The organism is Pseudoalteromonas sp. 2CM36K (assembly GCF_023161865.1).
Taxonomy (GTDB): Bacteria; Pseudomonadota; Gammaproteobacteria; order Enterobacterales; family Alteromonadaceae; genus Pseudoalteromonas; species Pseudoalteromonas tetraodonis.
The window spans coordinates 1-15,267 of record NZ_JALNTK010000001.1 but is presented as its reverse complement, the minus strand read 5'-3'; the positions used below and the strand labels follow the sequence as shown (position 1 = coordinate 15,267).

Annotated in this window: 11 protein-coding genes; 5 read left to right on the top strand and 6 right to left on the bottom strand. The window is 41.1% G+C overall.

What is annotated here, in order from left to right:
* The first annotated feature begins 131 nt into the window (after positions 1 to 131).
* On the top strand, positions 132 to 1,415 hold the full coding sequence (waaA, locus tag MTN97_RS00055) for a lipid IV(A) 3-deoxy-D-manno-octulosonic acid transferase (RefSeq protein ID WP_248473253.1): 1,284 nt from the start codon (positions 132 to 134) through the stop codon (positions 1,413 to 1,415).
* Positions 1,412 to 1,960 carry a DUF1415 domain-containing protein gene (locus MTN97_RS00050; protein ID WP_248473251.1) on the top strand — a complete coding sequence of 183 codons (549 nt, stop codon included), beginning with the start codon at positions 1,412 to 1,414 and terminating at the stop codon, positions 1,958 to 1,960. The genes waaA and MTN97_RS00050 overlap by 4 nt, the downstream gene beginning before the upstream one ends.
* A 32-nt stretch (positions 1,961 to 1,992) precedes the next feature.
* On the opposite strand, the gene MTN97_RS00045 is transcribed toward MTN97_RS00050, so the two are convergent.
* The 4 genes from MTN97_RS00045 to purL form a co-directional block, all read right to left on the bottom strand.
* On the bottom strand, positions 1,993 to 2,328 hold the full coding sequence (locus MTN97_RS00045) for a YdbL family protein (protein ID WP_008115577.1): 336 nt from the start codon (positions 2,326 to 2,328) through the stop codon (positions 1,993 to 1,995).
* Between the two features lie 9 nt (positions 2,329 to 2,337).
* Positions 2,338 to 2,520: a YnbE family lipoprotein gene (locus MTN97_RS00040; RefSeq protein WP_008115575.1), complete on the bottom strand. Its 183-nt coding sequence runs from the start codon at positions 2,518 to 2,520 to the stop codon at positions 2,338 to 2,340.
* Positions 2,513 to 4,954 (bottom strand): YdbH domain-containing protein, encoded by a 2,442-nt coding sequence (locus tag MTN97_RS00035; RefSeq protein ID WP_248473249.1) that lies wholly within the window; start codon positions 4,952 to 4,954, stop codon positions 2,513 to 2,515. Before MTN97_RS00035 ends, MTN97_RS00040 begins: the two co-directional genes overlap by 8 nt.
* Before the next feature lie 111 nt (positions 4,955 to 5,065).
* The gene (gene purL, locus MTN97_RS00030; RefSeq protein ID WP_248473248.1) at positions 5,066 to 8,956 is read right to left on the bottom strand and encodes a phosphoribosylformylglycinamidine synthase; all 3,891 of its coding nucleotides are present in this window, start codon (positions 8,954 to 8,956) and stop codon (positions 5,066 to 5,068) included.
* Positions 8,957 to 9,167: 211 nt separating this feature from the next.
* Between purL and mltF the strand changes: the two genes are divergently transcribed.
* Positions 9,168 to 10,613, top strand: coding sequence for a membrane-bound lytic murein transglycosylase MltF (gene mltF, locus MTN97_RS00025; protein ID WP_248473246.1), 1,446 nt, complete (start codon positions 9,168 to 9,170; stop codon positions 10,611 to 10,613).
* Between the two features lie 126 nt (positions 10,614 to 10,739).
* Positions 10,740 to 10,910, top strand: a complete 171-nt coding sequence (locus tag MTN97_RS00020) for a hypothetical protein (protein WP_008468235.1) — start codon at positions 10,740 to 10,742, stop codon at positions 10,908 to 10,910.
* Here the strand turns inward: MTN97_RS00020 and tadA are convergent.
* Entirely contained in the window at positions 10,907 to 11,413 is a 507-nt protein-coding gene (gene tadA, locus MTN97_RS00015; RefSeq protein ID WP_248473244.1) for a tRNA adenosine(34) deaminase TadA, read from the bottom strand. The genes MTN97_RS00020 and tadA overlap by 4 nt on opposite strands.
* 177 nt (positions 11,414 to 11,590) lie before the next feature.
* On the opposite strand from tadA, the gene MTN97_RS00010 reads away from it, so the two are divergent.
* The gene (locus tag MTN97_RS00010; protein ID WP_248473242.1) at positions 11,591 to 12,895 is read left to right on the top strand and encodes an inosine/guanosine kinase; all 1,305 of its coding nucleotides are present in this window, start codon (positions 11,591 to 11,593) and stop codon (positions 12,893 to 12,895) included.
* A 21-nt stretch (positions 12,896 to 12,916) separates the two neighbouring features.
* Here the strand turns inward: MTN97_RS00010 and glsB are convergent, their stop codons facing one another.
* The gene (gene glsB / locus MTN97_RS00005; RefSeq protein WP_028835530.1) at positions 12,917 to 13,840 is read right to left on the bottom strand and encodes a glutaminase B; all 924 of its coding nucleotides are present in this window, start codon (positions 13,838 to 13,840) and stop codon (positions 12,917 to 12,919) included.
* Positions 13,841 to 15,267: the final 1,427 nt, after the last annotated feature.

Here is a 15,267-nt window from a genome sequence, read left to right as displayed (position 1 = left end):
AAGTTATTATTCAGATAAAGAAGGGTTTTATCGTTGTTACCTTTTTCAAGTTGCTATTTTATATTTGTGTATTTAGAAAAAAACGATTTCACGTTAAACTAGCGCCACTTTCATTTACATAAAGCAACAGTATGGCACGCATTTTTTATTCACTCGCATTAATTATTATTAGCCCACTGATTGTATTTTACTTATATGTATTAAGAGGTAAAAAAAACGCAGGATATCGCGCTCACTTTAAGGAACGTTTTGGCTTCATAAGCCGCGCTTTATTTTCAAACAACAATAAACCGGTTGTATTTCATTGTGCTTCTGTGGGCGAGGTGTTAGCTGCCACCCCTTTAATAAAAGCCCTACAACATGAGCAACCGCAGTTAAATATTTTAATTACCTGCAATACCCCAACAGGACGAGAGCAAGTTACCGCACAGTTTAAACAAAGCGCTGCTGTTAGCTATTTACCCATTGATTTTCCTATGGCCACCACTCGCTTTTTAAAACGAGTAAAGCCGCAATTACTCTGTATTTTAGAAACTGAACTCTGGCCGAACTTAATGGCTAATGCGCACAAACAAAATATACCTGTATTGGTTGTTAACGCACGGCTATCTGAAAAGTCACAGCAAGGCTACGAAAAAGTGGCCCAGCTAACTCGCAGTATTATGCAATCAATTACCGCACTCGCAAGTCACGACAAAACCGATGCAAGTCGCTTTATTGAATTAGGACTACCCGCTGAAAAAAGCCATGTAACGGGATCTATAAAATTTGATATTACCCCAACCACTGCGCAACTCAATAAAGTCGCCTCTTTACAGCAAGATTATAAAAAAGCAGAACGCTTTATATGGGTTGCAGGTTCTACACACCCTATAGAGCATGAGTTTATTTTAGCAGCCCACCAGCAAATACTAGAAACACATCCTGACGCTTTACTGATCATTGCGCCACGTCATCCCGAGCAATTTGATAAAGTTGCAGAGTTGCTGACTCACTCGAATCTAAGCTTTAGTCGTCGCAGTCAAAAAAGTTACAACAATGAACAAGTTGTATTAGCCGACACATTAGGTGAATTACAATATCTATACGGTGCCGCTAATATTAGTTTTATCGGTGGCAGTTTAATTCGTCGTGGTGGCCATAATCCATTAGAGTCGGCAGCTTTTTCTGTGGGTGTACTTACCGGCCCTCATACCTACAACTTTGACCATGTTTACCCTGAACTTATTAAACTCAAAGGCGCCCATGTGGTTGAAAATACTGACGAACTGGTGCTTGCATTGCTTCGCTTAATTAAAAACACCAAAGCGTGTGATATTCTTGGCAGTAAAGCAGCTCAGTGCGTTGCTAAAAACCAAGGCGCTATTGCCAAAACGCTTGCCATTATAACTCCTTATTTAGAGCCAAAATCGTGACCAACTTAGCTATATCTCAAACCCGTGAATGGGTAAGCGCTGTGATTGTAAAATACAACTTTTGTCCATTTGCTCGTAAAGAAGTTGAAAATAACTGTATTCACTACACTATTAGTAATGCCTCAAAAATTGATGATGCCGTAATGGATATGCTTGAGCAATGTACCCAGCTTGACCGGGATCCTCAGCGTGAAACCACTTTATTAATATTTGATAATGGCTTTACTGATTTTGAAAATTTTTTAGACCTTGTTGACTTAGCCAATGCGCTATTAGTTGCACAAGGATTTGAGGGAAAGTACCAAATTGCAAACTTTCATCCTGACTATGTTTTTGCTGATAGTGATGAAGATGACGCTGCAAATTATACTAACCGCTCGCCCTTTCCTACTTTACACTTAATACGTGAGGCAAGTATGAGCGCGGCACTAGATGAATACAATGAGCCAGAGTCAATTCCTGAACACAATATCAACTTAGCGCGCCGAAAAGGCATTCACTTTTGGCAGCAGCTACTTGAAAATTGCAAAAAACCGAGCGCATAAGCTCGGTTTCTGGTTTTTAATAATGCACATAGTTATTTTTTTACCCACTCACCATTAACTTCAACGAAATGCCCTGCTTGGGTTTTTTCAATGGTTTTTGCCGCCGCTAATGCTTCTACTTGAGCAAGTGACAAGTTGTTCTTTTTCGCAAGTTTTAAATATTGTGCTTTGCGCTTTGCGTTAATTTCATCAACAACCGCTTTAGCCTCTGCATTTTGTACAACCAAACCTAAATAACCTGAGCTATCTTCACCCACAAGCCCTTGGTTTTTAGCATCATCTAAACTGATTGCCCAAGCAGAAAATGACAATAAAGCGGCACTTAAAAGTGTGATCACGTTTAACTTTTTATTTTTTAATAAACTCATAATTGCTCCTTAGAATAACTCACTGTCATCGCTAAATAAATCATCTAGCTCTTTATCAACCTTTACGCGAATTTCATGATCAACCTTCACATTTAAATTAATGGTGATAGGCTCTTTCGCTGCCACTTCAACGCGGTGCGTACATGCACTAAGCAACCCCAGTGCTGTAAGTATTATCAGCCATTTAGTCATTTTTAGTTCCTTTTGTTGAATACTCTTGTTCAACTTTTTGAGTAATTTCATCACTTAAGCGCAATGCTCTTAAGAGTGTAAAAACATTTTCTTCATGGTTGTAATTAAAGTTAACTTGCTGCGCCTGTTCCTTATTGTATCCCTTTAAGTTTACACCTAAATAAAGCCAACCGTCAGGCTTTAAGTCAACACTACTGTTTAAGCTCTGAATGTCTAAATCCTCTAATAAGCTTAAAATCGGGCCCAGCTCTTGTTGCTGAGCTTTAACTGCATCAAAAGCAGCATTATCAGTAATAACTAGCTTACCTGTCCCTTGGTTAGATAACTCACCGGATTTTACCGAAATACCTTGTTGATCTATGTAAACGGGTAAGCGGCCATTCACTCGACCTGTTAGTGTAATGCCTGATTTATCATCTAAGGTAATAAGTTTACTCGCATCAATATTTTCAAATGTGGCCAATGAACGCTGCGCTTTTTCCGTCACTTTGTAGCTATCCAAAGCAAAACGACCACCCAGTACATCTGCAGTTATTCTTTCAGCGCGAGCAATAGAGTTCTCAACACTAAAATTACCGACAATGTTACTCACAACAGCACCTGCTCGTAGCTCATTTAATTCAAATGTAGTAGGAGCCACATTAAGCTGCCCTGAATCATAAGAACCCGTTAAGCGACTGCTAAAATGCTTAGCTAAATAATCGTTATATAAGCCACTTACTTGTTCTACTTGAAATGTAAACTCAGCCTGCTGTAAATTAACATCTCCGCGAACAACCCCATTAAAGCTACCGTCGGTCAGCGTGGCTAATGGTTTAAACTGCTGTAAAACAGGGTTAAATTTAGTCACAGCTTGATCTGCAACTGTTATCTCAAATGGGTGTTCCACAGCAGATATGTGGTGACTGGCTACCAATTCAATACCATCAATAAATACATGATGTGAGGCTTGAAGCGCCCGACTTTGCAAGCCTTTAGAGCTTATGCGAATATTACTTAGGTTTAAAAAGTCACTGTTAAGTTGGGTAAGTTTAGTTTCACTGTTTAAATCGACAAATAATTCGCCAACAGCCAAACTAGAAAATGCTGATAATTGATTATTTACGCCACGCATTTGGTATTGCTCGTAAGCCACTGAGCGTAATTGGCTATTTAGGCTAGCGTTGATATTTTGTTTATCATCAAGCTCAGCACTAAACTGCGCCTTGTAGCCCTTTACTGTTAATTTATCAAAACTAAGCTCAGCAAAAGTCACCTCACTAGTTATTTTTGCATTTTGCTGACGCTGTAAAACATTCTCTATTTGAAATAGGCCAGTGCTTGCTACCTTTTTAGCTGATGCGGGTAAAAAGTCTGGCAGCTCATCGACGTTTAATTGGTAGTTGCCATCTACAGCCAAATTATTTAAAGCTGCCTCTATTTCTATATGCTTAATACCTTCGCTGATAAACAATAACTTAATATTGCCTTTAGCATACTCTAACGGTTGCTGAACATTAATTGCTAGGTTTTTCAGGCTGAGCTTCGTTTGACTATTTTTAGTGTTTAATAGCATTGACGGCATAACAAGTTGTCCGTTTTCAAGCTTTACCGTATCACTGAGCATCAATTGCCACTTTAACGGCAGCTGCTTGGCTATAAATTCACGCTGTGATTGATTGTTTATAAGCGCCAAACAATCGCTATCAAACGTTACCAAACTGCTTAATTGCTGTGCATTTAACAAAGCTTTTTTATCGTTAAAATGATAGTACATATTCATATTACCAAAAGCATTTAGCGTTACTGGGCATTTACTAAACTGCTGTGTAAAATCAGCATCTATGTTTGATTTTATATCAACGGATAACCCATCGAAGATGAAGTCATGCTCACTGTTTAATGAAAGCGCGGGCATCGGCTTTATCTTTGTTAATATTCCATCAGCTACCTTAAAATGACCAGTAATTTTATGATTGCTGACTGTTATCTCGGCAATTGCATCACCTGAAATCACAAATGTATTTAACTTCTCTTCACCAATGCTAAAAACTAGTTCATCATGAAGTTGTGGGTGGGTAATTAACAATCTTTTGATATCAATTTTAGGCCGTTGCTTGGGTAAATTAAGTGCCAGCTTTTTGAAGGAATTATTACTTGCTGAGACACTCTCGCTATCATTTAAACGAAGATTAGCGCGGCCAACTGTTATTTTTTTTGTATCAGCCACAATGCCACCAAGCTCAATTTGATGGCCTTGGTAAGCCAAACATAATCGGTTTACCTCTAAGCTAATATTTGAGTTTAGTGACCAATCTAAACAATGTAGTTCAACACCAGATTGGCTCAAAGATGACGCTATAGCCCATTGAGTTATAGGCATACGAAATACATAACCCAGTGTTAAAACACTCAGAAATAAAAACACGATTCCCCATGCGATGCGTTTGATCATACTATCCTTAATTTGAACCTTGAACCTTGAACCTTGAACAGTCTAAACAAAAAAGGCTGCACAAGGCAGCCTTTTTTATTTTACATCCAGATCATGAATCTAGTGTGTATATTAACCTACATTTTTACGCGCATTACGGAACATACGCATCCATGGGCTATCCTCTTTCCACTCATCTGGGTGCCAAGAGTTAGCAACAGTACGAAATACACGCTCTGGATGTGGCATCATTACAGTTGCACGACCATCTGTTGATGTAATACCGGTGATACCTTCTGGCGAGCCGTTCGGGTTCGCTGGGTATTGCGTTGTAGGGTTGCCGTAGTTATCAACAAATTTAACCGCTACAGTACCACTTGCAAGTGCTGCTTTTGTTGCTGCTTCGTTTGCAAACTCTGCATGGCCTTCACCATGAGATACCGCAATTGGCATCCGCGAGCCCGCCATACCATTAAAGAATACCGATGGATTCTCTTGTATTTCAACTAAGCTAAAGCGTGCTTCAAAACGCTCTGACTTGTTCGTTACAAAGCGTGGCCAATGCTCAGTACCTGGGATCAACTCTTTTAATGTTGATAGCATTTGACAACCGTTACATACCCCTAAGCTAAAGGTGTCTTTACGGTGGAAGAAACTTTGGAATTGATCGCGTGCCATGTCATTAAACAATATTGACTTAGCCCAACCTTCACCCGCACCAAGCACATCACCGTAAGAGAAACCACCACACGCCACTAAACCTTTGAACTGTTCAAGCGTTAAACGACCTTCTAAAATATCGCTCATGTGCACATCAACCGCTGCAAAGCCCGCACGGTTAAATGCAGCTGCCATTTCTAAATGAGAGTTTACACCTTGCTCACGTAAAATAGCCATTTGCGGTTTAGCACCAGTTGCAATATATGGAGCTGCAACATCTTCATTTAAATCAAAGTTAAGTTTTACATTTAAGCCAGGATCTTTTGCGTCAAACTTAGCGTCAAACTCTTGCTTAGCACAATCTGGGTTATCACGACGCGCTTGCATTTGATACGTTGTTTCGGCCCAAATTGTACGAAGTTCAGTACGAGTATGATTAAGTACTGTTTGCTCACCACGATTAAACACTATGTTATCGTCGTTATTTAGCGAGCCAATCACATGACTAATTGCGGCAACTCCATGCTGCTCAAATACCGCATTTACAGCCTCTAAATCGCTATTCGCTACTTGAATTACAGCACCTAGCTCTTCGTTATAAAGCGCTTCAATATCAGAGCCGGTCAAAGTCGCTAAATCAACGGTAACACCGGTGTGACCGGTAAACGCCATTTCAGCGATAGTGGTAAATAAACCACCGTCTGAACGGTCATGGTACGCAAGCAACTTGCTATCAGCGACTAGCGCTTGCATTGCGTTGTAAAAACCTTTTAGTAGCTCTGGGCTATCTACATCAGGTGTTGTATCACCTAATTGCTTATAAACCTGAGCAAGGCTTGATGCGCCCAGTCGGTTTTTGCCCTCGCCTAAGTCAACTAAAATAAGCGATGTATCGCCTTTATCTGTTCGTAACTGTGGGGTCACTGTTTTACGTACGTCTTCAACACGACCAAACGCAGTGATAATAAGCGATAACGGGGATGTTACAGATTGCTCTGTAGCATCATCTTCATTCTTCCATGTCGTTTTCATCGACATAGAATCTTTACCTACAGGAATTGTTAACCCAAGTGCCGGACATAACTCTTCACCCACCGCTTTTACTGCTTCGTATAAACCGGCATCTTCTCCTGGGTGTCCCGCTGCGGCCATCCAGTTTGCAGATAACTTAATATTTTCAAGAGAGCCAATGTTTGCACAGGCAATATTCGTTAACGATTCTGCCACGGCTAAACGCGCTGAAGCGCCATAGTTAAGTAGTGCTGCAGGCGTACGTTCACCCAGTGACATTGCTTCACCATGGTAAGTGTCATACGTTGCTGCGGTTACTGCACAGTTAGCTACTGGTACTTGCCATGGGCCTACCATTTGATCGCGTGCTACTAAACCTGTTACCGAGCGATCGCCAATAGTAATGAGGAAGGTTTTTTCAGCAATGGTTGGTAAACGTAATAAACGTTCTGCAGCATCAGCAGCACTGATATTTTCAACGTCGAGTGCTTTACCTAATACTTGTTGTGATGTTACATCACGATGCATTTTAGGTGCTTTCCCTAATAAAACATCGAGCGGTAAATCAACAGGATTATTTTCAAAGTGACTATCAGCAACCGTTAAATGAGGCTCTGCAGTTGCTTCACCAATAACCGCATATTGCGCTCTTTCACGCTTACAAATAGCTTCAAAACGATCAAAATCTTCAACAGCAACAGCGAGTACATAGCGCTCTTGCGATTCATTACACCAAATTTCGTGTGGTGCCATGCCCGGTTCATCATTTGGGATATTGCGAAGCTGAAATTTACCGCCACGTCCACCGTCACTAACAAGTTCAGGGAATGCGTTAGATAAACCACCTGCACCCACATCATGAATAAACGCAATTGGATTTGCATCACCTAGCTGCCAACACTTGTCGATGACTTCTTGGCAACGACGTTCCATTTCTGGGTTTTCACGCTGTACAGAGGCAAAATCTAAATCTTCATTTGATTGACCCGATGCCATACTTGATGCAGCGCCACCGCCTAAGCCAATGTTCATTGCAGGGCCGCCTAGTGCAATGAGTTTTGCACCAACTGGAATATCGCCTTTTTGAACATGATCAGCACGGATATTACCTAAACCACCGGCAAGCATAATTGGCTTGTGGTAACCACGCACCTCTTCACCATTGTGACTGGTCACTTTTTCTTCGTAAGTACGGAAATAACCTAATAAATTAGGACGTCCAAACTCGTTATTAAACGCAGCACCACCTAATGGGCCTTCAGTCATAATATCTAGGGCATTAACAATACGGCCTGGTTTACCAAAATCACTTTCCCAAGGTTGTTCAAAACCAGGAATACGTAAATTAGATACAGTAAAGCCCACTAAACCCGCTTTTGGTTTTGAACCACGACCAGTTGCGCCCTCATCGCGAATCTCACCGCCCGATCCTGTTGCCGCACCAGAGAAAGGAGCAATAGCCGTTGGGTGGTTATGGGTTTCAACCTTCATTAAAATTTCAATGTCTTCTTGGTGATACGCATATTCACCTTGTGCATTCGGGAAGAAGCGACCCGCCTTTGAGCCTTTCATTACGGCTGCATTATCTTTATAGGCAGATAATACATTCTCAGGATTATGCTCAAAGGTGTTTTTAATCATTTTGAACAACGACTTTGGTTGTTCAATGCCATCGATAGTCCAATCAGCATTAAATATTTTATGACGGCAATGCTCTGAGTTCGCTTGAGCAAACATAAACAGTTCAATATCGTTAGGGTTACGCCCTAACTTAATAAAGTTTTCAACTAAATAATCAATTTCATCATCAGCAAGCGCAAACCCTTGCTCTATATTTGCTGCGGCTAATGCTTCACGGCCGCCACCTAAAATATCAACTGATGACATTGGACGAGGTGCATCGCTGCGAAATAACTGCGCGGCATCTTCTAATTTACTGTGAGTAGCTTCAGTCATGCGGTCATGAAGAAGTGCTGCAACTTGTGCTAACTGTTCTGCACTTAAATCACCTTCAATATAGTAAGCAATACCGCGCTCTACGCGATGAACTTGTTTAAGCCCACAGTTATGAGCGATATCTGTCGCTTTTGAAGCCCATGGCGAGATTGTACCAGGGCGAGGCGTTACTAATACCAACTGACCTGCTGGCGCATGCTCAGCAATTGTTGGGCCGTAGGTTAATAACTTTTCAAGTTTGGTGTGCTCATCAGTGTTTAATGGCGATGTTAAATCGGCAAAGTGAGCGTATTCGGCATATACATTGGTGACAGGAAGTTGCGATTGTTGGCAACGCGCTAAAATTTTATTAACTCTGAACTCTGAAAGTGCTGGTGCACCACGAAGGATCAACATAAGTAATTTCACCCGGGGTTAGGGATTGAACGATATTTTAGGCGCGTATTATAGTCCAAATTACTCTCAGATTTAACTCAAAAATGCGCTTTTCATTAAATTAACTTTTTCTTTTTGTTTACACCTATTTTTTACTCACTGCGATTAAACGACAAGTGACGTAATCAGTAAGTTTTGTTATAACAGGAGATACGATGCTAAAGAGGCGAATATGTTGAAGATAAAGCTAATAACAATCATTACGTTAGTCATACTTTTGTGTGCATGTAATACACAAGAGCAATCAACACAGCTTGCCCAAATCAAATCTGAAAACAAAATTCGTATTGGTACACTTGCCAGTGCAAGTAATTACTATCAAGCCGTTCAAGGGGAGCAAGGATTTGAATTTGAGCTCTCTCAAGCGTTTGCAGACTACTTAGGGGTAGAGCTTGAAATTGTACCCTTTTTTAATTTATCCGAAATGTTTGCGCGCTTGGACAGTGGTGACCTCGATTTAATTGCCTCAGGGCTTACCTACAATAAAGTACGTGCTGAGCGCTATCGCTATGGCCCTACATACAGAACAATTAGTCAAAAATTAGTCTTTAAACAAGGCCGTGAACGCCCTCGTGATTTTGATGATTTAACCGGAAACTTCACCGTTATCGCTAAAAGTAGCCATTCATTAACATTAGAAGAAATTCAACAAACCAACCCAAACTTAAGCTGGAATGAAACCGAAGAGTTTGATGAAGAAGAATTACTGCAAGCAGTTATTGACGGTGAAATAGATTACACCTTAGCGGATTCTCATACTTTAGCGCTATTTCGTCGCTATCACCCTAATTTAAGTATTGGCTTTTCAGTTACCCGAAATGATTCAATTGCATGGATACTAAGAAAGTCGAATGATGATTCCCTATACGCATTATTAGTCCCCTTTTTTGGTGAAGCAAAACAAAATAATCAACTTTATGTGCTCGAAGAAAAATACTTCGGTCATGTCCGCCAGTTTAATTACGTTAATACTTTGGCCTATATAGATGCAATTAAAGAAACACTGCCTAAATATCAACCTTGGTTTATGCAATATGCAGGTAGCCTAGATTGGCGCTTACTGGCGGCATTAAGTTATCAAGAGTCGATGTGGAACCCGCGTGCTAAGTCACCAACCGGTGTGCGTGGTATTATGATGCTAACAAGACGCACAGCAAAACAAGTCGGTGTAACAAACCGCTTAGAACCAGAGCAAAATATACGCGGTGGTGCACAATACTTAGCAAAATTAATTAAACGCGTCCCGGATCGAATCCCTCAACCGGATCGTACTTGGCTTGCACTTGCCGCCTATAATGTAGGTTGGGGACACGTTAACGATGCCCGTATTATTACCGAGCAACAGGGAGCTAGCCCTGATAAATGGGCTGACGTTAAAAAGCGCTTACCACTGTTAGTAAAAAAACGTCACTATCGTAATACCCGTTATGGCTATGCTCGCGGTGATGTGGCTGTGACTTACGTTGATAATATACGCCGCTATTACGATGCGCTTGTTTGGCTTGATGAAAATAATGCAATGGCGCCGATTACCTCAACAAATGAAACAGAAGATAAAATCGTTAAACCAGATGATTCAGAGCAACGTACAAGTAATTCCGCTGAGGAAAAAAAATAAATACGCTGCTTAGTAATTAACTGAACATCAGAAAATCAAATAGTTGTTTACTTGTAATCAATTATTCAATAATCTGGCTTAATTGTATAAAATTTTGTGTCATTACCAAGCACATAAGGATAAGTCATGCTTAAACGTAGACGTACACATCAACTTAAACGTTGTATAAAGCACTCAACCGCCACTCGTCGTCGAGTGATGTTAAGAAATTTACATAAAAAAATAATTTGGCGCCGCCGCATGTTTGCTATGCAGCAAATGGCTGAATTAGACGCCTTAATAGCAGCAGCTGACTAATCGCTGTTACTATTACGAGCGGCCTGCTTTGCCGCCTTTATTTGTGCTCGGCGACGCTTAAAAAAACTAGAAATAGTCTCTGCACATTGTGTTTCTAATACCCCACCCGTTATTTCTACCTGATGGTTTAAACGAGGTTCTTGTAAAAGGTTCATAATTGAACCAGCAGAACCCGTTTTAGCATCGGCTGCACCAAATACTAAGCGTTTAATTCGGCTATGTACTAATAAACCTGCGCACATAGAGCATGGCTCTAGCGTGACGTAAAGAGTACAGTCAATTAAGCGGTAATTATTAAGTGCTTTTCCGGCTTCACGTACCGCTATCATCTCAGCATGAGCCGACGGGTCATTATCAGTAATTGAGCGATTATAGCCTGCGCTAATAAGCTGATTATCTCTAACAATTATAGCCCCTACCGGGATCTCATCTAGCTGCTCCGCTTGTTTTGCATACACAAGCGCTTGTTCCATCCAATATTGGTCGTCAAATGGCTCTATCATTATTATTACTTAACTATTTTTTATGCCGTAATTATACCAACTTAGCGCAATAAAATGCGTCATTGATCACTTAATTGCAAAAATAAAACAAATTTAAGTGGTTTGTCATGGCTCATAAGGCAGGATTTACGCTATAATCTCACGCTTTTTTTATTTAGCTCACAACACGGGTAGCAAATGAAATTTCCTGGACGCCGCAGGCATAAACATTATTTTCCAGTGGAAGCCAAAGATCCACTGACCAATCAACTTAACGCCACTGAGCGATTACACCGCAGCTATATTACGGGGATCGATCAAATCGTTGTTGATATAGAAGCTAAGGTTGACCAAGCTTTTCTCGATGAATTTCAATTGCGCCGAGGGATGTCGCAAGTTATAGATAATGACATCACCAATGCTTTATACGATCGCTTAAAACTAAACGACATGGTCGATTACGAATTCGCAGGCGGAACCGTTGGCAATACGATGCACAACTATTCCGTACTTGCTGATGACCGTTCGGTGCTATTAGGTGTAATGAGTGAAAACATAAAAATAGGCAGTTATGCTTATCGCTTTTTATGTAATAACTCAAGTCGCGTAGACCTAGACTACTTACAGCCTGTAGATGGCCCTATAGGCCGCTGTTTCACATTGATTGATGAAACGGGTGAACGCACCTTTGCCATTAGTGCTGGCCTGATGAATTACCTAAAGCCAGAGTCAATTGATAGAGAGCTAATAGAAGGCTCATCAGCATTAGTCATCAGTGCTTATTTAATGCGTACTCAAGGCGATGAAACCATGACCGAAGCGACCATGCAAGCAATCAAGTATGCTAACGATGCAGATGTACCGGTTGTATTAACACTCGGTACTAAGTTTCTTATCGAGCAGGATCCTACATGGTGGGCTAACTTTGTAGAAAAGCATGTTGATATCCTTGCTATGAACGAAGAAGAAGGCCAAGCAATTACTGGATTTGAAGATCCATTACTAGCTGCCGACAAAGCATTAGACTGGGTTGATTTAGTAATTTGTACTGCCGGTGAAAAAGGCTTATTTATGGCCGGTTTTGTTGATGACAGTTTCAAACGCGAAACAGAGTATCCACTTTTGCCTGGTGCTATCCCTGATTTTAATCGTTATGAGTTTTCACGTGCAATGCGTAAAGTTGACTGTGAAAACCCAATAAAGGCATATAGTCATACTGCTCCGTTTATGGGCGGGCCTGACTCGATTAAAAATACCAACGGCGCTGGTGATTGTGCTTTAGCCGCTGTATTACATGACTTATCAGCGAATGTTTATCATAAGCTGAACGTTGCTAATTCAGCAAAACATCAGCAACAAGCGATTACCTACTCTTCGCTCGCTCAAATCAGTAAATACGCCAACCGTGCAAGTTACGAAGTGCTGGTTCAGCATTCTCCACGCTTATCACGTGGCTTACCAGAGCGCGAAGATTGTTTAGAGCAAGTGTATTGGGATCAATAAAATCCCAAAGCACTCAGCGTACTAAAATATAGATATATCAAGCTTTTTAGATAGCAGCTCTAATGCTGCTATTCCTGCCACCGAGTTACCAAAAGAGTTTAATCCTGGGGAATACACTGCCACAGTAAACCTATTCGGTAATACCGCCAATATAGTCCCAGAAACCCCTGATTTTCCAGGCATCCCCACTCGATAACCAAAATCACCCGCCGCATCATATAAACCACTAGTAAATAACAACGAGTTTAGTTGCTTATTTTGACGGCTAGAAAGCACTCGTTTAGAAGAGCTGTAGTCTATCCCTTTATTAGCTAAAAAGTTGTACGCCTTAGCAAGTTCAATACAATTAAGTTCTATGGCACAAAAATTAAAGTATGACCAAAGCACATCATCCACTTCATTCTCAAAGTTGCCGAATGATTTCATTAAGTGTGCCATTGCCGCATTTCTATGCCGAAACTCATATTCTGAGTTAGCCACTTGCTTATCAATTACGATACTTCGATTACCTGATAAATCGCGAAATGTTTCAAGCATAGAGTGCATTGGAGCTGATAAACGACTATACAAAGCATCACAGGTAACAATCGCTCCCGCATTAATGAACGGGTTGCGTGGTATGCCTTTTTCAAACTCAAGCTGTGTCAGTGAATTAAACGCTGTTCCTGAGGGCTCTTTACCCACTCTACTCCATAATTCATCGCCATAACGTTGCAGCGCTAATGTCAGAGTCATTACTTTAGAAACTGATTGAATAGTAAAACGTTGTTCGCAATCACCCGCGCAAAATATCTCCCCCTCAGTGGTGTAAATGGCAATAGAAAACTGCTCAAGATCAACTTCAGCAAGAGCAGGGATATAATCAGCAACCTTACCTTGGCTCAATAAAGGTTTAACCTCTTGAGTTATCTCATTTAGCACTCGTTGATAATCACTGGTTGGCAATAGACACCTCAATAATATGCAAAGTTAAAATCAAATTTTAACACGTAGGATCTATAACTGCATGAGAATGTTAAGTCTATAAGTTATTAGTAATCTGATAGGAAGCATATACATGATGAGATTAGCGGACAGTCTATTTTTTAAGATATTGCGTAATTCATCTTCAAATTTAAAACAATAAAAAACCAGCATTTTGCAGTAACGTGGTTCTGTTATTTGAAGCCAGTGCGCTAATTTATAGCGACAATACAATAGAACATCCCACTATTCTGTTTAGATCCAAGCTGTTTTGTTTGATGTATAGGAATACGAATGCCATGGAGCACAGGATATGCAAGAGCGGCCACTACTAAGTTCCATATACAGTCTTGGCTTGATGTTTTACTTTATCTCAGACAACAAAAAACCCGTTACATTGCTGTAACGGATTTCTCTTATTTGGATCGTGGTAATGTCATGGTGCCCACAGCAGTAGAAAGTCACATAGCAAATGCAACAGTGGCCTTGTGCGGGGCTTGCCTTCGAGCTGTTTAGGAATACGAATGCCGTAGAGCACAGGATGTACGAGAAAGGCCACTACTGAGTTCGGCATGGGCTCTTGGCTATTTATTAAATCCCAAGCAACAAAAAACCCGTTACATTGCTGTAACGGGTTTCTCTTATTTGGATCCTGGTAATGTCATGGTGCCCACAGCAGTAGAAAGTCACATAGCAAATGCGACAGTGGCCTTGTGCGGGGCTTGCCTTCGAGCTGTTTAGGAATACAAATGCCGTGGAGCACAGGATGTACGAGAAAGTCCACCACTGAGTTCGGCATGGGCTCTTGGCTATTTATTAAATCCCAGGCAGCAAAAAACCCGTCACATCGCTGTAACGGGTTTCTCTTATTTGGATCGTGGTAATGTCATGGTGCCCACAGCAGTAGAAAGTCACATAGCAAATGCGACAGTGGCCTTGTGCGGGGCTTGCCTTCGAGCTGTTTAGGAATACGAATGCCATGGAGCACAGGATGTACGAGAAAGGCCACCACTGAGTTCGGCATGGGCTCTTGGCTATTTATTAAATCCCAGACAGCAAAAAAAACTCGTCACATCGCTGTAACGGGTTTCTCTTATTTGGATCGTGGTAATGTCATGGTGCCCACAGCAGTAGAAAGTCACATAGCAAATGCGACAGTGGCCTTGTGCGGGGCTTGCCTTCGAGCTGTTTAGGAATATGAATGCCATGGAGCACAGGATATGCAAGAGCGGCCACTACTAAGTTCCATATACAGTCTTGGCTTGATGTTTTACTTTATCTCAGACAACAAAAAACCCGTTACATTGCTGTAACGGGTTTCTTTAATTAGATCCTGGTAATGTCCTACTTTCACATAGCAAATGCTACACTATCATCGGCGCTGTTTCGTTTCACTACTGAGTTCGGCA